This window comes from Alteromonas sp. ABH4_453 (assembly GCF_056160665.1).
In genome coordinates this window covers 128163-152199 of sequence record NZ_JBSWXP010000010.1, presented here as the reverse complement: position 1 = coordinate 152199, position 24037 = coordinate 128163, and the positions used below count along the sequence as shown (strand labels likewise).

General features: G+C 43.3%; 23 protein-coding genes. 15 read left to right on the top strand and 8 right to left on the bottom strand.

The annotated features are described in order from the left end of the window. Nucleotides 1-2: 2 nt before the first annotated feature. Both ACXAGV_RS18350 and dusA read right to left on the bottom strand, forming a co-directional pair. Entirely contained in the window at nucleotides 3-290 is a 288-nt protein-coding gene (locus tag ACXAGV_RS18350; RefSeq protein WP_474874466.1) for a hypothetical protein, read from the bottom strand. Between the two features lie 192 nt (nucleotides 291-482). After that, nucleotides 483-1499 carry a tRNA dihydrouridine(20/20a) synthase DusA gene (gene dusA, locus ACXAGV_RS18345; protein ID WP_474874465.1) on the bottom strand — a complete coding sequence of 339 codons (1017 nt, stop codon included), beginning with the start codon at nucleotides 1497-1499 and terminating at the stop codon, nucleotides 483-485. A 372-nt stretch (nucleotides 1500-1871) separates the two neighbouring features. On the opposite strand from dusA, the gene ACXAGV_RS18340 reads away from it, so the two are divergent. Genes ACXAGV_RS18340 through ACXAGV_RS18325 form a run of 4 tightly spaced genes read left to right on the top strand, consistent with a single transcriptional unit; the run spans nucleotide 1872 to nucleotide 6818 of the window. Continuing rightward, entirely contained in the window at nucleotides 1872-2423 is a 552-nt protein-coding gene (locus ACXAGV_RS18340) for a hypothetical protein (protein ID WP_474874464.1), read from the top strand. Between the two features lie 3 nt (nucleotides 2424-2426). Then, nucleotides 2427-4190: an OmpA family protein gene (locus ACXAGV_RS18335; RefSeq protein WP_474874463.1), complete on the top strand. Its 1764-nt coding sequence runs from the start codon at nucleotides 2427-2429 to the stop codon at nucleotides 4188-4190. A 15-nt stretch (nucleotides 4191-4205) separates the two neighbouring features. Further along, nucleotides 4206-4691, top strand: a complete 486-nt coding sequence (locus ACXAGV_RS18330) for a Rab family GTPase (protein WP_474874462.1) — start codon at nucleotides 4206-4208, stop codon at nucleotides 4689-4691. Between the two features lie 9 nt (nucleotides 4692-4700). Next, a complete protein-coding gene (locus tag ACXAGV_RS18325) occupies nucleotides 4701-6818 on the top strand; it encodes a putative bifunctional diguanylate cyclase/phosphodiesterase (RefSeq protein WP_474874461.1) in 2118 nt (705 codons plus the stop codon). Nucleotides 6819-6888: 70 nt separating this feature from the next. On the opposite strand, the gene fghA is transcribed toward ACXAGV_RS18325, so the two are convergent. Then, nucleotides 6889-7731, bottom strand: a complete 843-nt coding sequence (gene fghA, locus ACXAGV_RS18320) for an S-formylglutathione hydrolase (protein ID WP_474874460.1) — start codon at nucleotides 7729-7731, stop codon at nucleotides 6889-6891. A 113-nt stretch (nucleotides 7732-7844) separates the two neighbouring features. Between fghA and ACXAGV_RS18315 the strand changes: the two genes are divergently transcribed. The 3 genes from ACXAGV_RS18315 to ACXAGV_RS18305 are packed head-to-tail and all read left to right on the top strand — an operon-like array spanning nucleotide 7845 to nucleotide 10990. Next, nucleotides 7845-8759, top strand: a complete 915-nt coding sequence (locus tag ACXAGV_RS18315) for an acyltransferase (RefSeq protein WP_474874459.1) — start codon at nucleotides 7845-7847, stop codon at nucleotides 8757-8759. After that, nucleotides 8756-9649: an acyltransferase gene (locus ACXAGV_RS18310; protein WP_474874458.1), complete on the top strand. Its 894-nt coding sequence runs from the start codon at nucleotides 8756-8758 to the stop codon at nucleotides 9647-9649. Before ACXAGV_RS18315 ends, ACXAGV_RS18310 begins: the two co-directional genes overlap by 4 nt. Before the next feature lie 3 nt (nucleotides 9650-9652). Next, nucleotides 9653-10990, top strand: a complete 1338-nt coding sequence (locus ACXAGV_RS18305) for a mechanosensitive ion channel family protein (RefSeq protein WP_474874457.1) — start codon at nucleotides 9653-9655, stop codon at nucleotides 10988-10990. A 75-nt stretch (nucleotides 10991-11065) separates the two neighbouring features. On the opposite strand, the gene ACXAGV_RS18300 is transcribed toward ACXAGV_RS18305, so the two are convergent. Continuing rightward, nucleotides 11066-11257 (bottom strand): hypothetical protein, encoded by a 192-nt coding sequence (locus ACXAGV_RS18300; RefSeq protein ID WP_014950735.1) that lies wholly within the window; start codon nucleotides 11255-11257, stop codon nucleotides 11066-11068. Nucleotides 11258-11603: 346 nt separating this feature from the next. Here ACXAGV_RS18300 and ACXAGV_RS18295 point away from each other — a divergent pair, with 346 nt between their 5' ends. Next, a complete protein-coding gene (locus ACXAGV_RS18295) occupies nucleotides 11604-12434 on the top strand; it encodes a DUF2884 family protein (protein WP_474874456.1) in 831 nt (276 codons plus the stop codon). 166 nt (nucleotides 12435-12600) lie between these two features. Then, a complete protein-coding gene (locus tag ACXAGV_RS18290) occupies nucleotides 12601-13413 on the top strand; it encodes an NAD-dependent epimerase/dehydratase family protein (RefSeq protein WP_474874455.1) in 813 nt (270 codons plus the stop codon). Between the two features lie 114 nt (nucleotides 13414-13527). Here the strand turns inward: ACXAGV_RS18290 and ACXAGV_RS18285 are convergent, their stop codons facing one another. The 3 genes from ACXAGV_RS18285 to ACXAGV_RS18275 form a co-directional block, all read right to left on the bottom strand. Further along, on the bottom strand, nucleotides 13528-14949 hold the full coding sequence (locus ACXAGV_RS18285; RefSeq protein WP_039216347.1) for a sodium-dependent transporter: 1422 nt from the start codon (nucleotides 14947-14949) through the stop codon (nucleotides 13528-13530). Between the two features lie 311 nt (nucleotides 14950-15260). Continuing rightward, on the bottom strand, nucleotides 15261-15986 hold the full coding sequence (locus tag ACXAGV_RS18280) for an SDR family NAD(P)-dependent oxidoreductase (RefSeq protein ID WP_435786958.1): 726 nt from the start codon (nucleotides 15984-15986) through the stop codon (nucleotides 15261-15263). Further along, a complete protein-coding gene (locus ACXAGV_RS18275; RefSeq protein ID WP_081099448.1) occupies nucleotides 15976-16371 on the bottom strand; it encodes a thiol-disulfide oxidoreductase DCC family protein in 396 nt (131 codons plus the stop codon). Before ACXAGV_RS18275 ends, ACXAGV_RS18280 begins: the two co-directional genes overlap by 11 nt. Before the next feature lie 224 nt (nucleotides 16372-16595). Here ACXAGV_RS18275 and msrA point away from each other — a divergent pair, with 224 nt between their 5' ends. Continuing rightward, nucleotides 16596-17141, top strand: a complete 546-nt coding sequence (msrA, locus tag ACXAGV_RS18270) for a peptide-methionine (S)-S-oxide reductase MsrA (protein ID WP_474874454.1) — start codon at nucleotides 16596-16598, stop codon at nucleotides 17139-17141. Nucleotides 17142-17242: 101 nt separating this feature from the next. Here the strand turns inward: msrA and ACXAGV_RS18265 are convergent, their stop codons facing one another. Beyond that, the gene (locus tag ACXAGV_RS18265; protein WP_474874453.1) at nucleotides 17243-18364 is read right to left on the bottom strand and encodes a hypothetical protein; all 1122 of its coding nucleotides are present in this window, start codon (nucleotides 18362-18364) and stop codon (nucleotides 17243-17245) included. 272 nt (nucleotides 18365-18636) lie between these two features. Between ACXAGV_RS18265 and ACXAGV_RS18260 the strand changes: the two genes are divergently transcribed. The 5 genes from ACXAGV_RS18260 (at nucleotide 18637) to ACXAGV_RS18240 (ending at nucleotide 24020) form a co-directional block, all read left to right on the top strand. Continuing rightward, entirely contained in the window at nucleotides 18637-20502 is a 1866-nt protein-coding gene (locus tag ACXAGV_RS18260; RefSeq protein ID WP_474874452.1) for a metallophosphoesterase family protein, read from the top strand. Between the two features lie 17 nt (nucleotides 20503-20519). Further along, nucleotides 20520-21056 (top strand): flavodoxin FldB, encoded by a 537-nt coding sequence (fldB, locus tag ACXAGV_RS18255; protein ID WP_014950744.1) that lies wholly within the window; start codon nucleotides 20520-20522, stop codon nucleotides 21054-21056. A 26-nt stretch (nucleotides 21057-21082) separates the two neighbouring features. Continuing rightward, nucleotides 21083-21871 carry a CLCA_X family protein gene (locus tag ACXAGV_RS18250; RefSeq protein ID WP_474874484.1) on the top strand — a complete coding sequence of 263 codons (789 nt, stop codon included), beginning with the start codon at nucleotides 21083-21085 and terminating at the stop codon, nucleotides 21869-21871. A gap of 142 nt (nucleotides 21872-22013) precedes the next feature. After that, nucleotides 22014-22424 (top strand): ExbD/TolR family protein, encoded by a 411-nt coding sequence (locus ACXAGV_RS18245; protein WP_014950746.1) that lies wholly within the window; start codon nucleotides 22014-22016, stop codon nucleotides 22422-22424. Nucleotides 22425-22607: 183 nt separating this feature from the next. Continuing rightward, entirely contained in the window at nucleotides 22608-24020 is a 1413-nt protein-coding gene (locus ACXAGV_RS18240; protein WP_474874451.1) for a collagen-binding domain-containing protein, read from the top strand. Nucleotides 24021-24037: the final 17 nt, after the last annotated feature.

The window sequence follows — 24037 nt, the reverse complement described above, 5'->3', positions numbered from 1 at the left end:
AATTAGTCAGCGTCATCTTCTGTCGCACTACCATCAGATGAAGTAGTAGCAACTAAATCAGTCACACTGACCTTACCTCTTCCATGCCCTTCTTGCGGGCTGAGTTCAAAGTGGTATGTTGCATTCGCAACGGCTTGGTATACATCAGCCTTTATTTCTTGTGTAGTTGTGCTTACTGCATTTGAAACTACATGCGTCAAAAACGTTTGAAGCACTGACTCTTCTGCGTTTGCTACGCCACTTGCCATGCTTGCTGTCAATAAAGTTGCTGCGATTAGTGAAGTTTTCATGATATCCCTCTAAATTTAGTCAGTGCAACCACACGCTGTCGTTGCGATATCTAAAGGATAGCGAGAGGTGTGCCAACTCCTTAAAAATCACTTAAATTACTGATTAAATTAAAAATAAACAAAAAATCTCGCGAGACTGCGAGCTTTTAAAAATTGAACAAATATTAAACTTTGGTCAAAAGTACTAAGTCGTTAGTCTTTTTGACTATTGTAAGCTGCCACTTCTTTTTGGGCACTTTCAACTGCGTCTAACGCATTTAGCAGTAGGTTGGGATCTGGATTTTTGCCTGTACCATTTTGGCTTAAGTATCTACGCCAAATACGTCCACCCGCCTGCCCTTGATAAAGGCCTAAAATATGCCGTGCTGTATGCCAGGGTTTAAAATACGGGTCGTCTTGGCGCTCAATATATTGCTGCATTTGAAGCACTATCTCACGACGTGACAGGCTATGTGCATTAACATCACCAAATATATCTTTATCTACGGTAGACATGATATAGGGGTTTGCGTAAACCTCGCGGCCAACCATAACACCGTCAACGCTCTCTAGCTGCTGCTGGGTTTCAGCGAGTGTTTTTATACCACCGTTAATGCTAATTGATAATTCAGGGCGCGCCTGTTTTAGTCTGTGAACCCTAGGATAATTCAAAGGCGGAATTTCACGATTTTCTTTAGGGCTTAAACCTTGTAGCCACGCTTTTCTGGCATGAACAATAAAGGTGTCACACCCTGCGTCTGCCACTATATCGATAAAACGAGTAAAGTCTTCATCTTCATCCATATCGTCGATACCAATACGGCATTTTACTGTTACTGGAATATCTACCGCAGCCTGCATAGCCTTGACGCAGCTAGCTACCACTTCAGGTTGCGCCATCAAACACGCTCCGAAACTGCCGTTTTTAACTCTATCACTTGGGCAGCCTACATTAATGTTAACTTCATCGTAACCGCGCTCTTGAGACAGCTCGGCACACTTGGCCATATCAGACGGATCACTTCCGCCTAGCTGAACGGCTACTGGATGCTCCTCTTGGTTGTAACCAAGGTAATCGCCTTTACCGTAAATGATCGCGCCCGTTGTTACCATTTCAGTATAAAGCAGCGTATGTTTAGACATTAATCGTAAAAAGTAGCGACAATGGCGGTCCGTCCAATCCAGCATTGGAGCGACGGAGAATTTACGATTTAATGGGGTGATAGACACGACAATAACCTCAGAAACAATTGGTACCTTTAGACCTCGCTTAGACGAGAGCGGCGTATAGTACCTATGTTCAATAAAAAAACAATGTCGCTTTCTATTATTTAAGAGACTTAATCGCCCCTCATAAAAACAGCCTGATTTGCCATATCTTTAATTGACAATCATGAATAGGTTAACTTACTGAAAAGAAGTTGTTTTTGATTGAGGAGTTTTTATAGGTATTCGCCACTATTATGCTTTTTGCGTATTTCAAAGTTAGCGATTAGCCGCTATTGTATAAAGCAATAATCAAAATTATTAGCACAAACAAAAATGTGATAGCAGTATGTAGGTTTATAAAACCCTAAACACTGCACCTCCCGGAGACATTTTATGGCGGACATGAAGCCGAAGGATCAGCACGCGCAAGACGTTTCTAAAACAGAAAGCGCTCCTCAACCCGCTGATGAGCTTGCACAACTTAGAGAAATATTATTCGGTCAAACAAACCGTGCTTTTCGGGCAGATCTATCTGCCTTAGAGTCACGAGTAAACGATAGTTTCACTAGATTAAACGCACACCTTGATGACCAGTTCAATGACATACGTAAGCTTATCGACCAGCAGATCACTGAACTTTCAAACCAGCTAGCCAGTGCCAATGACAACCATAGTAACGTGCAAGAACAGCTTCAGCACACGACTGACAAACTGCAAAGCGAGTTAGAGATTGCTGAAACAGCTGCTAAAAACGATAACGACGCGCTAGAAGCTCATGTTGTGAAAGAACTAGAATCACTAGACAACCTATTTAGCAAACGTCATCAAGAGTTGTTAGAAAAGCTACAGCAGGTTACTAGCGAGCTTTCAGAAAGTAAAACCGACAGAAAAACACTGGCAAACTTACTTTCAACCATGGCAACCAATCTCGCTACCGACCATTAATTAATGAGTGACAAAGTGCCGCCGTCTGAATTGCAGGACAACTCTCTTGAGAAAGTCAGAGAGCTGCTCATCGGACGGGATGACAAGTTCATTCAGGATAAATTGCAGCGCGATGCTAAAGGCATTGTGACTAATGTTGTCTCCGAAGCGCTGTTTGATCGAGAAACAAAAGATGGCTCGGTAAATAAGGTATTAGTTCCCCTTGTTGAAAAGTCGCTGCACCGTTCTATAGAAGCCAATAGCGAAAAAATCGTCGGCACACTTTACCCATTAGTCGGTACGCTGGTAAGAAAGGCGGTGTCTTCATTTCTTGTCGAATTTGTCGAGCGCACAAACGCGCTAATTGAAAATAGCTTCAGCCCTAAAAGTGTATCGTGGCGTTTTAAAGCGTGGCAATCAGGAGTTAGATATTCCGAATACGTTGCATCGCAAATTTATCAGTACCAAGTTCAGCAACTTCTTGTCATACATCGAGAAACCGGCACCCTACTCCATAGTATTTCATCAGACCCTGAGAAAGAGAAAGATGCCGACCTGATTTCATCGATGTTAGTGGCTATCAATGACTTCGTTGCTGATGCGTTTGGCGTCACCGCTACCGAGTCTGACAACGAGCTGGGTGAGATAAAAACAGAAGATTTTACGCTACTGATTAAAATAGGGCCTCAAGCACTGCTTGTCGCTGCTGTAACTGGGAGCATACCGCCCGAGGTACGCGGAAAATTGCAACAGACTTTGGAAGAGTTTCATCAATTTTATCAACAACCTTTACTTCATTACGACGGTGACAACGCCCCGTTTGAGGGTTGTGAGACTATTCTTTCAGATTGCTTGGTCAGTGAGAAAAAGGAAGGCGAAGGTAAAAAGTCAAAACGTGTAATAGGCGCTGCAGTGCTAGTTGTAATTTTTGCTGCACTTGCTGTACTGTCTTTTATGCGCTTGTCACTCAGTATTTTAAAAAGTGATTTGCATGAGCTTACTCCTCCACCAGGTATTATAGTGACAGACACATACGTGTCTAATGGGAACGTATACGCTAAAGTACTCCGAGATCCCGTAGCTACAAACATCGAAAAATGGCTTAATGACAACGACATTGATGCTGACAAGATCACCATTATTGAAGAGCCATTTGTCTCTTTAAAACCCGGGGTGGTCGAACGCAAACTTGAAAGTCTTGTTGTGGGTTACCCACTCAGCGAATCAGAAAGCATTTCAATTGAAAAAGATAATAGTGGTCGCTTTGTGATATCGGGCACAGTGTTTACTCCCACGGCAATCAACCTAACTAAGCAAATAGGCGCGATTCCGGGTATTTCAGGGATTACGGTTGATACAGATACACTTAATGTACAAGCGGCTTATGAAGTCGATGATGCAGTGCTTCAAAAAGCTGCGTTAAATCGGCTAGTTAACAAGGTTTCTTCACAAAGTGTACTTTTTGCTACTAACCAAGAGGTGCTTTCTGAAGTACAGTTAGCAAAACTAGAAGCGCTGGCAAACGACATAAAACAATTATTAACGCTTGCAGACAAGACAAGTACTGTTGTTAGTATTGTTGTGATGGGTGCCAGCGACAATTCAGGGTCAAGCGCCCGCAACCGCGCTTTGAGCCAAAAAAGAGCAGAGAATGTTGTGAATTCATTAATTTCACTAGGCATAGAAAGTGATATTCTTATACCCGTAAGCTTAGGAGAGCTACCATTGCAGAAAGCATCAATGGGGCGTTCAGTTATGTTGAATGTTTTAATATCCAGTGAGCAATAGTAAGGAAGCTATGCGGTGATACAGAAAAAAGTTTGTATTCTAGGGCCCACGGGTGTTGGCAAAACAAGCCTGGTAAAGCAATTCGTTGAAGGTATCTTCTCTGAAAAGTACAAAACGACCATAGGCGTTAAAATTGACAAAAAACAAGTCAATAAAGAAGGCCGAGGCGTTCAGCTTCTGCTGTGGGATTTAGAAGGCATCGATAGATACTGTGGCTTTAACCCCCGCTACCTTCGTGGAGCTAGTGCCTATATTATCGTGGTTGACCAGACTCGCTCTCAATCTTTACTTGAGGGAATAGAAATTCTCGACCTTGCCAGAGAGCATTATCCCGACATTCCCGCATTTTTTGTTGTGAATAAAACCGATCTTCCTACAAGCTGGCATTGGAGTGAGGAAGAGTTAAATAACTACGCACAGAGGTTTACTTCACTTACCAAAACAAGTGCGAAAACCGGTGAAAACGTAGAAAAGTTGTTCAGTGCAATAGCGTTTTGGTAGGAGAATGGCATGGATATCCATTTGTTAAACGCGTTGGGCATAACTAACTGTGCGTTGTTTAAATATAACCCCGAAGATGACATCACGTGTTTAACACCGGAACTTCCATGGTTAGTAGACGTGGTTTCGCTTGACAACAACAAACTGCAAAGAAAGTACATTCCCTCTATTTTTTTAGACGACTTCTTTCTTGACGTTGAAGAGGTATGGAAAGGCGACACCTCGCTTACACTTTCTTCAGGTTTTTGGACCGAGCAGACCGAAAGTGAAGTTTTGCGTCTTGAAGCCTTGGCTATAAATAGCGCATCAGGCTCTCGCTATCTTGTAGTGAAGAACGTTGAAGAGCAGTTCGACGAAAAGCAACAAACGCTGCAAGCTGCTAGAGAATTACTGCTTAGCCACCATGAAATTGTAGGGCAGCACGAATATATTAGGCATAGATTAAATAGTGTACTGCGCAAGAATACCCGCTTGCAAAAGTTAGTGCCGCCCATTCAGCAAGCTATTCATAATATAGAAACTGGCGTTGTTATTTTAGATAGCGAGGGCGCGTTAATTCTCGACAACAAAGCTTCTCACAGACTGCTGCTTTGCAATAGCACTACCCCAAGTTCTATTCGTATCGGTGAATTAATAAAAGATATTGATGCTCCGTCGACTTTCCTGCCTGCGTTAATTCAACGAAAAGCGCCGTGGCAGGGCGAGATATACTGGCAACCAGCAGATGATTATAAAGTGTGGCTTCAGGTAACTATTCACCCGGTACTTCATAGTGACGAACTTACTCACTGGGTTTACTTATTTACCGACATCACGCACATACACAGCAAAGAAAAAAGTATACTTACTGCTAGCGGCATGGACTCGTTAACAAAGGTTGCCAATCGGAATTTGTTTATCGATACGGTTAGGCGACTGGTCCAAGAAGACACTCCCTTTACCTTGTTTATTATTGATATTTGCGGCTTTAAGAAAATAAACGAAGTCCTCAGCTATCAATCTGGAGACGAGATCTTAAAATCATTTGCATTACGCCTGCAGGCCCTCAAAGGTAACAGCGGGTTTATTGCAAGGATCGGCAGTAACGAGTTCGCGCTTGTAAAACGACTAGACACCTTTAAAGATGTTTCTAGCGCTGACTTTGTACATCAGTTACTGAATAAAGTAACACAAACCTACACCGTACTTAACGGTAGTGAGCCAAATCTAGGCGTAAATATTGGCCAAGCAAGTTTTCCTAAGCACTGCTCTTCTATCGAAACGCTGCTGCAATGTGCCGATATAGCACTTCAAGCGGCTAAATATCAGGGCAGAAATATCGCGCTTGCATATAGTGACGAACTACATAAACAGCATCATGCAATTAACGAACTTGAATCAGAGCTTCGATGTGCCATTGAGAATAATGAGCTAAAATTATTTTTGCAGCCCATTGTCGACCTATCTTCTGGGAAATTAGTAAAATGTGAAGCGCTAGCAAGATGGATAACACCTGAAGGAAAGTTTATTTCTCCGGAAGTATTTATCCCACTAGCAGAAAAAAGTGAGCTGATATTCCCCTTCGGTGAATGGCTTATTAACGAAGCATGTAGTGTTATTGAGGCGCTGAAAGCATCCAATTTAGATATCAGGTTGGCTATCAATATATCAGGCCGTCAGGTATCTGATTTGGCGCTGCTTACACAGATCAAAAATGCGTTAGAGGATCACCAAATTCTCGGTTCAAACCTGTCTATAGAATTAACAGAGAGTGTGTTTGTTGATAGCTTAGACACCGTATCTGTTTTGCTCAATGAGCTAAGAGCTATGGGTATAACCGTGTCGATTGACGATTTCGGGACGGGCTTTAGTTCACTTGTTTATCTAAAAAAGTTGCCAATTGATGAACTTAAGATCGACCGCTCTTTTGTAAGTGAACTTGAAAATAACACCGACGACCAGGCAATTGTGCAAGCTATTCTTGGGCTAGCAAGCAATTTGAATATTAAGATTATTGCCGAAGGCATTGAGACGCAACAGCAGCAGCAATTTTTACAGAGCCATCATTGCACATACGGGCAAGGGTATTTATATCAGCGACCCGTTGCAATTGATGAATTCATCTCACAAGCACATAAGTTTAAGTAACTTGGGCCTTTTGATTAAAACGATACAAACAGCCGGAATGTCTTCCGGCTGTTTGATTCACCTTATTGGCTTATATTAAGCCCATATGCCCAGCATGAAACTCCAAATGTTCTTCAATAAATGATGCAATGAAGAAGTAACTATGATCGTAACCTTCATGCATATTCAGCGTAAGCTGCGTATCTGATTGCTGCGCAGCATGAACCAGAGACTGAGGCTTTAGCTGTTCGTGCAAAAACTCATCCTTTGTCCCCTGCTCAACCAACAACGGCACGCTATGGTTTTTGCTCGCTAATAGCAGAGATGCGTCGTAATCTTTCCACGTTGTCTTGTCTTCCCCCAAGTAACGCCCTAAAGCTTTCTCCCCCCAAGGACAATCTGATGGATTTGATATAGGGCTAAATGCCGATACCGATACAAATTTATTGGGGTTTCGCATACCAATGACGAGCGCGCCATGCCCGCCCATTGAATGCCCGCTAATCGCACGCTCTTTAGTTACGGGGAATTCGCTTTCGATAAGCGCTGGCAGTTCATCAACAATGTAGCTATACATGTTGTAGTGTTTGTCCCACGGAGCTTGAGTTGCGTCTACATAAAAGCCAGCTCCTAGACCGAAATCGTAAGACCCTTCTTCATCGTCTGGTACACCATCACCACGAGGAGAAGTATCCGGTGCAACAATGGCCATACCCAATTCTGCTGCAAGCTTCATTGCCCCCGCTTTCTGCATAAAGTTTTGATCAGTACAGGTTAACCCTGATAGCCAATATAATACCGGCACCGGTTTTTCGTTAGAGGCAAATGGGGGGAGAAAAATTGCGAAAGTCATATCGCATTGAGTGGATTCCGCTTTGTGGGTATAGCGCAAGTGCTGTCCCCCAAATGCTTTATTTTCGCCAATAAGCTCCATTTCAGCTCCTTAAATTCATTAATTTGTACCTTTATTGTGGAATCAGTAAAGGCTCTATCGGATTTTAGATCAAGTTCGTTTACACTAAGCGCCTAATTTTTGAGGTAAGTACAATGGTAAAAGCCCTGTTGCATCATATTGTTGGCACTATTTCGGTTATCTGCTATTTCCTGAATACAGTTTTGTGGTCAACGCCTATATTCATACTAGCGATTTTTAAGTTAATCCCTTTTGCCCCATGGCGTCGCTTCATCTCCTATTTGCTCGATGCATGTGCCACTGCGTGGATTAGTGTTAATAACCTTAATCAACGCATAAGCGGGCGTACCAAGTGGCAAGTTAACGGACTTGAAAAACTTACTCGAGATGACTGGTACCTCGTTGTTGCTAATCACCAATCTTGGGTCGATATCCTCGTTCTTCAACGTGTTTTTAATCGAAAGATTCCTTTTCTGAAGTTTTTCCTAAAAAAAGAACTAATCTATGTGCCAATACTAGGCCTTACTTGGTGGGCGCTGGACTTTCCATTTATGCGCCGTTATTCAAAATCATTCCTGGCTAAGAACCCACATTTAAAAGGGAAAGATATGGAAACCACGCGCAAAGCGTGTGAAAAGTTCCGTAATAAGCCAGTAAGCATAATGAATTTTGTTGAAGGCACGCGTTACACGCAAGCAAAGCACGACAAGCAAGCATCGCCTTTCAATCACTTACTAAAACCAAAGGCCGGCGGCGTCGCTTTTGTTCTATCGGCTATGGGAGAGCATTTGCATAAGCTTATTGATGTAACCATAGACTACCCGAACGGTGTTCCATCTTACTGGGACTTTGTAAGCGGCAAGGTACGGGACATTCGCGTAAATATTAAGGTTATGCCTATTAAAGACATTATGGAAAATGGCATTTTTAACGACAGTTATTTTGACGACCCGCAAGTTCGTGCCCGTTTTCAAGCATGGCTCAATGAGCAATGGCACGCCAAAGATCAATTATTAGATTCACTTAACGCAACTCAGAAACCATTATGATTCGTGTAGTACTCGCGCCCTTTATTTTTGTTTTGCACACCACGCTGCAAATTCTTAATCTCGCCCTATGGGGCGGTCTTATTATTGTCCTAGGTTTGGTCAAACTTTTGTTACCAAATGGAAAGGTCAGAACTGCGTGGAACAAGGTTATGCATGCCCTAATGTTTAGCTTTGGGCGTATAAGTGTGCTTCTAATTAGGTTATTCAATAAGATTGATATTGAATGTTCGGTTCACGGTGAGCTTTCAAAGAATAGTTGGTATTTGATTATCGCCAACCATCTGAGTTATTTAGATATTATTCTGCTCATCGAGTTCGCCACACACCGCATTCCAGCACCAAAATTCTTCCTTAAAAAAGAGCTTATCTGGTTACCCTTTGTAGGGCTTGGGGCATGGGCTCTTGATATGCCATTCATGCATAGATACACCCGTGCCTATTTAGAAAAACACCCAGACAAAAAAGGTAAAGATTTAGAGACCACTAAAGCGTATTGTGAGAAGTTCCGAACGGTTCCGACTACCGTAATTAACTTTGTTGAAGGAACCCGCTTTACTACGCAAAAACACCTGTCTAAGCAAAGTCCGTACGAAAATCTACTTCAACCAAAAGCCGGTGGGGTCTCTTTCACGCTGTCTGCTATGGGTGAGCTCTTTACTAATGTGTTAGATATCTCGCTGCTTTACCCTGAAAATAGACGTCACCCTATGATGGCAATGCTAAGTGGTCAAATGACTAAAATCGTCATCGACGTGAACGTAACTCCTGTACCTGAACTGCAACAAGAATCAGAACGCACTGAATCTGAGTTTCGTCTTTATTTTCAAAACTGGTTAAATGGTCTATGGGAAAATAAAGATAACCGCATTAAGAAACTGTTGGAGTCGTAAATAATGGAAGTCAGTGCTTCAGTACGCGATCACTTCATACATTCGGTAAAAGACATTTTTCCAAATTTAACCACCGAAGATCCGCTTTACAGTGTAATTGCACTGGGGTCTATTTTGTTCGTTGCCGCACTTATTTACATTATAGCGCGCTTGTTAGTGCGCCCTCAAATTGCTAACTGGGTGTATAAATCGAACAATAAGTGGGATAACGCGCTGCAAGAACATGGCTTCTTCAGACGCTTAATGCACCTCTTCCCCGCTCTCTTTATTTATATTGCCACCCCGGTACTTATTGATAACGAAGCAGTAATGCACGGAATGGTGATTAAAAGTGCTCAACTGTACATGCTGTATAGCGGGTTGTTGGCCCTGTATGCCATGCTGAGCACAGTAGAGGACGTATATAATGCATCTGTGCTTTCACGGCGCGCACCAATAACAGGCTTCATTCAAGTTACTAAGTTAGCGTTTGCTATTGTCACCATACTGTTAAGTATTTCATTGATTGTAGATAGAAGCCCGCTGCTTATTGTTTCTGGCTTAACCGCCATTGCCGCTGTTTTATTATTGATATTTAGAGACACCATTCTAGGCTTTGTTGCCGGCATTCAAATAGCCGCTAACCGCATGTTTAATACAGGCGACTGGATTGCCATGCCTAAGTATGAAGTAGATGGTGAAATACTCGAGATAGGCCTTACCAACGTCAAAGTACAGAACTGGGATAAAACCATTTCTACGCTGCCGACTTACAGCCTTACTACAGAAGCAGTTAAGAACTGGCGCGGTATGCAAGAGTCTGGCGGACGCAGAATTAAGCGCGCCATTTATATTGATGTGCACTCTATTAAGCTTTGTGACAACGATATGCTAGAGCGCTTTTCGAAAATTCGCTATATCAACGAATATATCGATAAGAAGAAAAATGAGCTCCGCGCTTATCACCGAGATTACTCCATTGATGAGTCGGATCTGCTAAACAGCCGTCGCCTTACCAACATCGGCACTTTTAGAGCTTATTTAGAGGCATACTTGCGCAAGCACCCGGATATAAACCAAGAACTGACCCTAATGGTTAGGCAACTACCGCCTAATGAACTTGGTCTACCTTTAGAAATTTACTGCTTTAGTGCACAAAAGGAATGGGTGAGGTACGAAAAAGTACAGGCGGATATTTTCGACCACGTTATGGCTATGCTGGATTTGTTCGATTTACGCGCTTATCAACGTGATGGACATTTGTCGCTGCTTGCCCATCGCGAACAAAGCGCTTATAGAAACAGTCCTGAAAGCGACAATGCGCTTGAGGATGCTCAGGAGAAGAGCGAACCTAATCGATAAGGCAGTGATGAATAAAGACTAGTTCAAGACGAAAAAAAACCGGCTGAGATAGCCGGTTTTTTTAATGCTTATCGCTTAAGCCAATGCGTAGGCCATCAGTAAGCAAAGTACTAAACCAGTAACGCCAAAAAAACCGTACTCGATTTTTTCCTGCATACCTTCAGCACCTGCTTTAGCAGTCATAAAACCCATAACGATGCTGCTTAGCCCTAGCGTAAAGGCAATTAGCGCAACACCAAACATAATTGCATTAATCCAATCAGCCATTGTGATAACCCCTTAAAAATATTGGCGGTATTATGCACCAATAAATAAGATTTAACCATGCTTGGATTGGCTTAAATGTACCGCTATTGGTATTAATTGATCTTAGTCAAAACTACTAATTAGTTGGTAATCTCACTAAATAGTGTATTTAGCAGAGCATAAAGAAATCATCAAATATCACTAACCATTTGAAAGATATAGACTTTAAATATTGGCAAGGCCATTGCTCTACCTTAGGTATAACAGCGAGTATCGTTAGCGTCTATCTGACAGTGACACTACAACGCATTGCAGTTTGCTTCGAGCACTTTCGTTAACGCGTCACACGTAAATTAAGGAATGAACAATGTCTAAGAAACTATTACTTTCAGTTGCCCTTACCAGTGCTTTAATGAGCGGCCACGCTTTTGCGCATGACAGCAGCTTTCAAAACAACAGTTGTGACATGGAGCTTGATGGTCATATTCAATATTACCAAGGCGACCTAACGGTTCAGATGGATAATGGCTCAGTGATGATGATTGACTCCCATCACAATATGACCATTAACGGTGAATCAGTATCGCTTGACAGCGAACAACAGCGCTGGGTAAGTGAATATTACAACAACATTGATATCGCCATTCCTATGACGTTGAATATCGCCAGTGAAGGGCTACAAATTGCCAACGTGGCAGTAACTGAAGTGTTTACTGAACTGTTGGGTGGCGATCAAATGGGTGACGATTTCAATGAATTGTTTAACTCACTAGAAACCAAATTAAACACATCTTTTTATGATGACGAGGGCAATATCCGCGTAGACTCAACTAAATTCGACGAGCCAGGTTGGTTTGACGAAAGCTGGGAGCAAGAGTTTGAGGCACAAATTGAGTCTTTAATCAGTGAGTCTATGGGAAGAATTCTTATTGCCGTAGGGACACAAATGTTGTGGGAAGGCGGTGATATGTCTGAGTTTGAGCAAAAGATGGAGCGCTGGGGTGAAGATTTAGAATATCGCTTGGAAAGCCAAGCCGCTTCACTGGAAGAAAAAGGCGAAGCTTTGTGCAAAGTCTTGAAAAAAGCCGACTATGCCGAAGGTAAAATACAGGCATCTATATCAGGGCTAGATGACTTGAACCTGCTAGATATTGATCAAGACAACCACCATGACCACAACGACGAAATGAAAATGTAGTTGGAGAATTTAGCGAACTAAACGCGCAGAGCGAAACGATTTACAACTCTAACCACTCACCTTAGAAAACCGACTGTAACCCAGTCGGTTTTTCATTTTTACAGTTAACGACAATCACCCTACAGTTAATGTACTCTTAAGCCCTAAACAAAGGGGTATTAAAACAATGACTCAGAATGTAGTAATTAGTGGCTACGGCTGGTTAGCTGGCTATGTGGGCAACGCACTATCAGGCAAGGTCAATATTGTTGGCACCACTCGAAGCCAACAGAAACGCTTAGCGTTAAAAGAACAAGGTATCACCGCAATTGAATATGCACTGGGCGATGATACATCAGCGCTATGCAACCACCTACCAAACGCTACCTTATTGCTAAATATTCCCCCTGGTAGGAGAAACACAGATCTCGCGTCATTTACTGATAATATGCTGCAACTTATTGATGCTGCAATTAGCGCAGGCGTCGCGCATATTGTTTTTATCAGTACCACATCAGTATATGGAGATGACACAAGTAAAGTCATTACGGAACAAAGTGCCACAAACCCAAAAACTGCGTCAGCGAACGCTCATGTGGCTATTGAAAACTATTTACTGTCTAAACGTAAACAGGCTGATGTCAGTATTGTTCGTCTAGCCGGTTTAGTAGGCCCAGACCGTCACCCCGCCCGTTCGTTAAGTGGAAGACAGTTAGATGCAGGCAACAAACGAATAAACCTTGTACATGTGGACGACATTGTATCTGCTTTGACGACCATCATTTGTGACAATCCGCTTAACGATGTTATACACCTTTGTAGCTTGTCTCACCCTAAACGCGGCATTTACTATGTGGACGCCGCGCAAGCGATGGGCATTGATGCCCCGCACTTTTCTGATACTGAAGCTGAGCCTGCTGGCAAAGTGATTGACGCCGCACAAAGCTGGGCAAGGCTAAATGTAACGCCAGTGTACGGTGACCCCTATCGCATGTTTTAGGCTTTACACTTAGTGAAAATACATACTCTGACACAAACAAAAACGGCAAGCTTTAGGCTTGCCGTTTTTAAGTTGAGCTCGCTGCTAGCTCACGTCATTTCTTGTAAAACCTGACTATCCGAATAGGCTCAACCCGAAGTATTTTACCGCTACCGTGTTTACAAAAATCACGAGTAAAATAAGCGGAATAAAGGTTTTCAGCGATATATCCACGTACTTTTCAAACCAGCTGCCTTTGTAACCACTGCTGCCCTCTTCCAAAGAAGCATTGAAGTTTGCACTCTTCCAACGATAAATAACAAACAAACAAATTAGCAAGCCGTTTAAAGGCAAAATCGTGTCGTAGAACACATCGTAAATGACATCAAATAGTGATTTATCTGCGCCAGCGTAGTGCATAAACGACGTAAGCATATCAACTTTACCGAATGACAAAGCACTTAGGATGGCTAGCAAAATCATAATGCTTCCTAGCGACCCAAGCGCCCATTTACGGCTTACACCTTTTTCATCCATAAGCGCCGCAACAGGTACTTCAAAAATAGACACTAGCGACGTAATGGCCGCAAAGAACACTAATAAGAAGAACAAGCTAGCGACAATCGATGCGCCCATATATCCAATCGAGTCTTGTAACGCTAAAAAGATACTAGGCAGGTAAGTAAAAATCATGCCCACTGACGACTCACTTAAATCATCAGGGTTAATGTCTGGGTTAAAAGAGAAGATGGCAGGAAGGATCATCAAACCCGCAGTGAACGCTACGGCCGTATCCGTTAACGCCACCAGCTTGGCAGCGCTCGGTACATCTGCACGCTTATCAATGTAGCTACCGTAGGTAATAAGAATACCCATACCCAACGATAGAGAGAAAAAGGCCTGCGATAGCGCACCATTCACCACTTCAGCAGTGATTTTTGAAAACTCAGGAACGATATAGAATTCAACACCAGCCATCGCATTTTCGCGGGTTAATACGAAGATAACGAGACCGATTAGCATCACGAAAAGCGCAGGCATGAGCAGCTTTGCCGCTTTTTCTATCCCTTCTTTTACACCGCCTTGAAGGATGAGGTAGACCACACCAACAACGGCCGCCATATATACAAAGATGGCTTCTGAGTTTATGAACAGCCCAAAGGTTTCTGGGTTAGCTAACTTGTCTAGATTCCCGCTTACTGCTTCAAACAAATAGCCGAAAAGCCACACAGTAATAACCATGTAGAAAACGGCAATCATGAACGGCGTAGCAATAGCTAGCCACCCCGCGACTTTCCATTTCTTTTCATTACCGCTTATATCACTGTATGCACCAAGCGGGTCTTTTTTAGCATGGCGACCAACTGACATTTCCGCCAGCATTACCGGTAAACAAATGGCAAAAACGAAAATAGCGTACATTAAAAGAAATGCACCACCGCCATTTTTAGCTGCACCGACAGGAAACCCTACCAAATTACCTATGCCTACCGCAGAACCTGCAGCTGCCAAAATAAAACCTATGCGCGATCCGAACTGTTCTCTGGCCCCGCTCATATCCCTTCCTCTTGTTGAGTTATTGTTATAGCAGTTCGCCGTATCATGCCTTGTGATGCACAAACACGTCGTGTGCTCACAATTTAATCTGGTTGTCGGTACTTGCTATTCGTAAGAATCAAACCGAGCGAACTGGTATTATTTATTATCAGGATGGCGTTTGTTGTTATGACTCACGTGTGGCGTCAACGCGTTGTATTGCTACCTCTATGGGCTTATCAATACGCTGCACCATTCCCAAAAATAGCATGGTAACAGCAGTGAAATAAAAAGTCTTGATGTTGGACTTGCTGAAATGATGTTAGACCGTATCACCAAGTTACCACTTCGCCATTCCAGTCGATAAAATGACAGGCTTGGTCTCGATTAAGCGCCGAAAGGTGGTGAATGAGCTGTTTAGCGGTAAACTCAGGCGTGAACAGTTTCTTGGCGGCGACGTTCTTTTGAAAAGGCTTAGAAAGCCCCGTATCAACCGTCCCAGGGTGATAACAAACAAGCATCACGTCTTTCAATCTGCGCTTGTATTCTACCGACGCCGTTTTAACCAACATGTTGAGCGCCGCTTTCGACGCGCGGTAGCCGTACCACCCGCCAAGTCCATTATCTGAAATACTCCCTACTCTCGCGCTTAAGCAAACAAGGGTTGAGCCTTCTTTACTCATAATATTCACCAAATGCTTGAGCCACATTGCGGGAATAATGCTGTTAGTCGAAAAATAAGCCGCTAAGGCCTGCTCGCTGACATCTTCCAAACGTTTCTCAGGATGAATGCCATCGCTTTCGCGGTGTAGAAAGCCTGTTGTGATAACTACCGTAGTTAACACAACCTGCTGTTCAGCCAGCTGTTCAACAAATTCGCTAATGTGCCTATCGTCCTGTTCGGCCAGCTGATGATAGGTAACATCTCCAGAATGATTGGTGTCAGATAAAAGGGCGCGACTAACCGCGAACACCCTAGCACCTTCACTGCTATATTGCTCAATAAGCGCAGACGCAATACCGCCCGACGCGCCCACTATGAGTACGTTATTTTTCACTGGCTTCTCCTGGTATGCAGCGATCGCACTGGCGTTTTTTACCTGTTAACAGGTATGAAATGGTGTATCTATGCTTTGCGAATACATTGTAGAAAGCATCGGCCACATGACGAATAACAGGCCAGCGAAGCGGTGCATATAGCCAACCCATGCCCACGGCTTTCCATGCTTCATGAGTGACATCAAGGCCAGTTATCAACGTCCCGTCTTCACGAAGTCCGTGAATTCTTGCATTGAGTGCATGCCAATCCATGGTTGGATAACGGCTCGAAAAATCGGGGGCCTGAATATCTACCAGTGTTAATTTGTTGTGCTTGTCTCTTTTTCTTAAATGACGCATTTCAGCGATACACAACGGACAATACCCGTCATAGAAAATAATCACGACTGAATACCTCTGCCAAATTTTGAACACGTTTATACGCATTCTTACCAGTTGCAAACTGCTTGAAAGAAAGCAGTTAACCTCACATGTTAAAACCTTTCACTTAGCTCGCACATTATTCTTATTTAATATTCGTTTATACGATAAAAAAACACGCTTGGATGACTTGTGTTGTGACCTACCCGCACCCACACTACAGACAAAGATTAAGAGAGGTTTTTACTATGGCAAATATACAAGTCGCCACGTTGGCAGGCGGATGCTTTTGGTGTATCGAATCAGCGTTTAATAGCGTTGAAGGCGTGGAAAAAGCAATTTCTGGCTATGCTGGAGGCGAAAAGGCCGATCCAACCTATGAAGAGGTATGCAAAGGAAATACTGGCCATGCTGAAGTGGTACAAGTAACGTTTGATGCCGACAGCATTAGCTACCGAGAGATACTAGAAATTTTCTTTGCGCTGCATAACCCTACACAGCTTAACAGACAGGGCAATGATGTCGGCACACAGTATCGCAGCGCGGTTTTCTATCACGACGATACACAAAAAGCTGAAGCAGAAAAAATTATCGCAGAAATCACAGAAGAAGAGATTTGGCCCGTTCCCGTAGTGACTGAAATAGTAGCAGTAAATAACTACTACGACGCCGAAGACTACCACCAAGATTACTTCAAAAATAATCCACAAAACCAATATTGCTCTATGGTGGTGGCGCCTAAACTTGCGAAGTTCAAAAAAACCTTCGCTTCTCGACTTCGCAGCGACGCATAAATAAAACAGCGATATTAAGCGCGCTATCAATAGCGTTAGCCAACAATAAAAAGGGTTGCTTAAAAGCAACCCTTTTGTTTTTCAATCTATTCGTTTTCTTATTATTCAAACCAAACGCTGTTAATTTCTAGTGGAAATAATAAAGGCGCTAAGTCTTCATAACGCTTCTTATGCGCTTCACACGTCGCGTTTTTAAGGTAGTTTTTCTCCCAAGGATCGTTAATGATCCACAAGGTATTTTCAATGGTCACTAGTCCTTCCACCGACGAATTATCCATTGTGTACTGTTCACAATTCTGGTCGCCGGCAACGTCAAACTTAATAGGGATACGCTTTGTTGGCTTATTGCCATTCACATCAATTACCCACAGTTCATTGTCGTTTCTTGCTGCGCCAAACAAATAGGATGCGCCGGTTGAATGGGTATAAAGCGCCAGTCCATTGATAGGGTGATTACCTGAAGTAAACGAAGGAAGTTGAAGGTTAGGCTCGCTCACTGTGGCAAAATCATTCGACGAGAAAAAGTCTTCATCAACAGCCAATGTAAAAATTCTTGGCTGTCCTGCTTTATCTTTCTCTAGCGCCAAATATAACGTGCCGTCTTCAGCCATCGTCAACCCTTCAATGCCGTCATTGGGAAAATTACCTACTTCGAACTCTTGCGGAAACTGTAGTGGGCGCACATCCGACATTTCAACAATGCCACTGTCCTTTCGCTCTAGTTTAACCAATAGCGTCGGGTAATCTGTTGAGCCCGTATTCTCGTATTTAGCTTCACAACGAGGGCTTAATGCGCCGGTACGGGTAGCATCTTCGGTAACCGTATAAATTACATTGGCGTCTCTGGGGTCTACGGCTAACGCTTCTAAATCAGGTTGCTCACTTAAATAGCTATAGAAGCAGCTTCGCCGCACGTTTCTTGAGAATGAAAAGCGATCGCTCGATGCGCTCAGCGTTACGGTATCTGGTGAAATGCTGTGAAATTTCAACTGTTGAGTGGTATCAGCGCTAGCATCTGCGATAGTGACAAGCTGACCGTCTAGCACCACTAACCCTGAGGTTTGAGGATCAAACATAACGTTGTCTTTTTCATCAAGGATCCATTGACCCACAGTGACTTCTGTTAAGTCTTGAGGTTCAGGAGTAATAACAACGTCTTTCGGCTCGCTACAGGCGCTAATCAGTAAAGTGGTTAGCACAGCACTCGTTAAATATTTTAGCATAGTGTGAAGTCCTCTCTCCGTTTATTAAGACGAGAGCAAAAGGTAAAACTGAAAAAATTGTAAGGGAGTATATCGAGCATACCGTTCATTCACAAAAAAGAGTAAGGTTATGCGATAGACATCCGGTTTGCTGAGTACATATATGATAAGGCGACGATAAATAGTCGTGCTGTCATCATGTTTTTTAATTTACGTGCAGCATATTTAGTTAACACGCTTACGTGTACTGATTATCGACAAAATTGAAGGAGAGCGTCATTTCTACGCAGCACTTGCCCCAAGTTATTGCAGGTCCAATAGTAAGAAAGGTGACATCCACAGAATGTCATATTTGGGTAGTAACCAGTAACGCCGATTCACCTACGCTAAATCTATCTGCAAATGAAGTCGTCGCCAGCGGCAATTGTCAACGCGAAACCATACGCGTAGGTAAGTACGCATTTATACACTTGCTCTCTTTCACTTCGTCAGAGCCCTTCGAAGATACTGTGCGGATAGGTTACTCGCTATCTTTTAGCGACGACGCTCAGCAGGCTTCATGGGAAGATGAACAACGCGGGCTTCTTTACGATGGGCAGTCTTCCTTATGTTTCCACTTCACCGAGACTCCCGAGACCATATTGCACGGCTCATGCCGTAAGCCTCACTTTCAAAGTGATGATGCCCTAGCACAAGTAGATGTACTCCATGAAAATGCGTTCAAAAAGCAAAATGATTTTCCCGATCTTCTATTGATGACAGGCGATCAAATTTACGCTGATGATGTCGCAGGTCCTATGCTTAAAGCCATACACAGCGTGATTGAGCGTTTAGGTCTTTATCATGAAGTACTGGAGGGAGCAGTAGTAGCCAACACTAATGAACTTGCCACACATGAACACGGGTATTACGAACGAGAGCAGCTTCTTCCACAAGTTGCGACCAATACGGTACTGTCTTCAATATTCTTTGGCGCTAAGAAAAAACCGGTATTCACATCAGTAAACGCGCAAAACCATTTGATTGGCAGTGCGGAAATCATCGCTATGTATTTACTGGTGTGGTCCGACACGCTTTGGGCTGATATCAATATAGATAAAGATGGGATCCCCCCAAAATACCTTGCTATTTTCGACAAAGAACACGAGGCGCTTAACGGCTTTGTAAAACAGCTACCGCAGGTACGTAGAGCCCTGGCACACATTCCTACCTATATGATCTTTGACGATCACGATGTTACCGACGACTGGAACTTAACCCGGGGCTGGGAACAAGAAGTCTATGGAAACCCTTTATCAAAACGCATGATCGGCAATGCGCTTATCGGCTACTTGCTTTGCCAAGGCTGGGGAAATGCACCAAAAAAAGTAGCGCCATTAATTGCTAAAGTACAAGAATCAATGGGAGAAAGCGGTTTAAACTCTCACGATGAAATCATTGATGATCTGTTGGATTTTGATCAGTGGCATTATCGTTTAGATACCACACCACCTATTGAGGTTTTAGACACCCGCACGCAGCGTTGGCGCTCCGAATCAAATATGAACAAGCCCTCGGGCTTAATGGATTGGGAAGCACTGTGTGATTTTCAGCACTCTATAATCGGCAAAGAATCAGTCATCGTTGTCTCTGCCGCTCCCATTTATGGTGTAAAGGTTATCGAAGCCATTCAAAAGGTGTTTACGTTTTTTGGCAAGGCACTTACTGTTGATGCTGAGAACTGGATGGCCCACAAAGGCACTGCAAACGTTATATTAAACATATTCAGGCATTACAAAACGCCCCCCGATTTCATCATTCTATCTGGCGATGTGCACTATTCCTTTGTATACGATGTACGCCTGCGCTTTAGGCGCAACAGCCCTCACATCACCCAGTTCACCTGCAGCGGATTAAAAAACGCCTTTCCTGATGGATTGATCAAATGGTTAGATAGATTAAACCGCGTGCTTTATCGCTCCAAATCGCCCCTCAACCTTTTCACAAGACGTCGAAATATGTCAGTAAAAGCGAGAGAACCAAGTTTGGGCTATGGCGAATTATTCAACGGTTGCGCCATTGGTGTATTAAAAATTTCACAGAAAAACACCGATGTTCAGTGCAAAGCTTTGTTGAGCAACGGTAAAGAGGTAGAATTCCCAGCTTCTAAAGACGATTAGTTCAAAAGAGGTATCTAATGAGTGATAGCGCACTGTCCATCGGATTATTTTACGGTTCAACAACCTGCTATACCGAAATGGCAGCAGAAAAAATCCAAGCGCAGCTCAATAGCCTTTTCGACGAAGATATTGTTGATCTTCACAACATTAAAGACGTTAACCTAACGCGCACGGCCGAATACGACATTATCATTTTTGGTATTTCAACGTGGGACTTTGGCGAGCTCCAAGAAGATTGGGAGTCTCATTGGGAAGAAGTGCACGGTTTGGATTTATCAGGGAAAACCATCGCCTTATTCGGACTTGGCGATCAACTTGGTTACGGTGAATGGTTTCAAGATGCGCTAGGCATGCTTCACGATGCAATATTGCCATCAGGCTGTAAGATCGTGGGTTATTGGCCAAACGAAGGATACGAGTTTACCGCCTCAAAAGCGTTAACCGAAGACAAAACTCAGTTTGTTGGCCTGTCTCTTGACGATGAAAACCAATACGACAAAACTGACGCACGCATCGAAGCATGGTGCGAACAGTTATTGGTCTCGATGGCTTAAAGCCTATTAAAATTCGGATGTCAGTGTTGGAAAGTAAAGGCCGTATTCATCAGCAGTTTTATCGCAACGGCCCAAGCCACAGGGACGGCGCTGATGTTTCGTTTCAAGATATTCGCAAGCTGTTTAATTTCGCTACGATCACTGTGGGTAGATGGGTAACAGCAGAAGAACAACAGATCGCTGCCAACCTCTTTTTCGATGCGCTTTACGATCTGGTGGCGATCTTAAATATCAATGAACAGGTGTTGTCGTTAAACGGCTCCCTGTCACTGGCTTTTGGCAGTGGCGGTCAAAAACACAGTAGTGCCCACTACAACAGTGCGAAAAGACAGCTTGCGCTAGCAAAAAACGCAGGAGCCGGAGCGCTTGCCCACGAGTGGTTTCACGCCTTCGATCATTATATTGCGCCGCGCATGTTCGACGGTATTGCCGCCGGTAGCTTTGCCACACAGGCCTGGCTTGACAATGCCCCGATGAATCCTCATCCGTTGAATCAAAAATTGAGCGATTGTTTCTCGCTATTGTTCCTAAATGATCAAAAAAGACCAAATGATTACTTTGTGCGATCCGTAGAAGCTGATCGCGCGCTAAAAATGTATTATTATGCTATGCCTCAGGAGATGGCAGCCCGTGCATTTGAGGCCTGCATTCAAGATCACGAGATCAAAAATGCGTTTTTGGTGCAAGGCACAAAAAAGTCAACGGAAGCTAGACTTGGCATTTATCCTCATGGTAACTTGCGTACATCACTCAATCAGGCATTGATGTTGTATTTTTACCAATTAGGTGTCGCTATTTCACGCAAACAAACCTAGTTTGTTGTTTTATTACCGTGAAACTGAGTATTTTTTCAACAACAAGTGTTAATGAGCACACTGTTTTTATACAAAAGTCTGTATATTTTTGTAACAAGCAGTATACTAAATGGCTCGAACGTAACAGAAGAAAGAAGACGAGATGAAAAGAAAGAAGCATACCTCGGCTGAAGACGAGGCTCAGATTGATATGACCCCCATGTTGGACATCGTGTTCATCATGTTGATTTTCTTCATCGTAACGACCTCGTTCGTGAAAGAGAAAGGTTTAGACGTAAACCGTCCAGAAGATAATCAAGCGAAGAACGACAAGCCTTCTAAAGCGCTATCAATTCGTATTGATGCCGATGGCACTATCATGATGGGTGGCCGTGAGGTCGATATTCGTCGTGTGGTTGCAAACACGCAAACATACCTTGCAGAAAACAACACGGATTCAGCTGCAATCCAAGCTCACGAAGACAGCGAGCATGGAACGGTTGTTGAAGTAATGAACCAAGTCAAAATTGCTGGTATCGACAAAGTATCTGTTTTGGTTAAAAAGAGCAGCTAAACGCTTTATTAATCAAACGCAAGTTAAGTAAAAGCCACCTTCGGGTGGCTTTTTTCGTATAAGACCTTATACCAAAGTATCTCTTGTGCTATCGCATGAATTTTGTTCAGATCGTAGTATTCGGTGTGTCTGGAAAATCCATGTTGAAGCTCGGTTCCAGATTCGGATGTCACTGGAGCCATTATGCACAAGAAATTAATCTACACCGCTGTACTTGCAGCAGTGATGACAGCACCACAGGTGTCTGCCGCCAAAATTGAATTAAGTGAAGCGTTTGAATATAACGCATTCATTTTCGACAGCTTTACCGGCAAATCGTCCGATGTTGAAGGAAGGTTAGCGGTAGGCGGTAAGATGGACGTAACTGATTTCAATGTTGGCTTGTTGTTATCACCAGATATGTCAGAGTCTGCGCTTGCCGTAGGCGGTAACCTTCATTTCACGCGCGGTGATGTTCACGGTGGTTCAACTACCGTGTCAGGTATGGTGTTTGGCTCTGAACTTTCATTCGATAAAGCGGTTAACGCCGAGCAGACTGTAAATCTCATCAATTCGACGGTGAAATCTGGCGGTATCTCATCAAAAGGTGATGTCAAGCTAGGTAACTCAAACGTTGTATCAGGTGATGTGCACGCCAATACTGTGAAACTTGGCGGGCCCAATAGTGTTTACGACAGTGTGAGTAACCCTGCCGTATACGGCTCCCAAGTTGAAAGCGGAAACGTATTTGCTGAGTCTAGTGTTGAACTTGATAGCAGCGAGGTTAACGGTGCCATAACGCTTAACGACGCTAACAATTACACCGCTATTAACGGTTCGACAGCAACATCTGTTGAACAAGGCAGAGTGAGTAAGGCTGAAGTTAACAATATTGAATTTAATGCTATTGCTGCCGAAGTAACAGCGCAGTCTCAGAAGTTTGCTTCAATGACACTGAATGGCACAACAACATTGTCGTGCACTGACGCTAACGATTCGGATCAAGCTGTTGCTTGTACCGACGCTAGCAAAGATGTATTAAATACCATCACCTTCTCTGGCTCTGATGATATCAATATCTACAATATTGACGCTAGTTGGTTCAGTGCTGCTGATAAAGGCATTGTTTACGATTTCTCAACCACCAGCTACAACATCATCAATGTGTACGGTAAATCAGTTGAGTTATTTAACACTGGCTTCTTTAATACAGCGTTTACGCAGGAAAATGAATATTTCAGAGAAAATGGCCAGTATAGAGATAATGACAACAATGAAGGTCAACGTCATGATGGCCTTTATACCAACAACATCTTGTTTAACTTCGTTGATGCTAAAGATCTCACCCTGCACAGTGTAGGCGTAAAAGGTAGTGTATTAGCGCCATATGCAGAGCTAAGTTTTTATAATGGTCACGTAGATGGCAATGTGATTGCTAATCGTTTGGAAACGCCGTTCAAGGAACTGATTAATGACGATGGCGAAACCTACGTTGCGCCAACAGGCCAAATAAACAACTATCAATTTGGTGCCATTAACGTAAATGAACCCGCCTCAATCGCCCTTTTATTTGGCGCTGGATGTTTCATGCTAGCAAGACGTAGAAAAGCGAACTAACGCTTACAAAGTTAGTA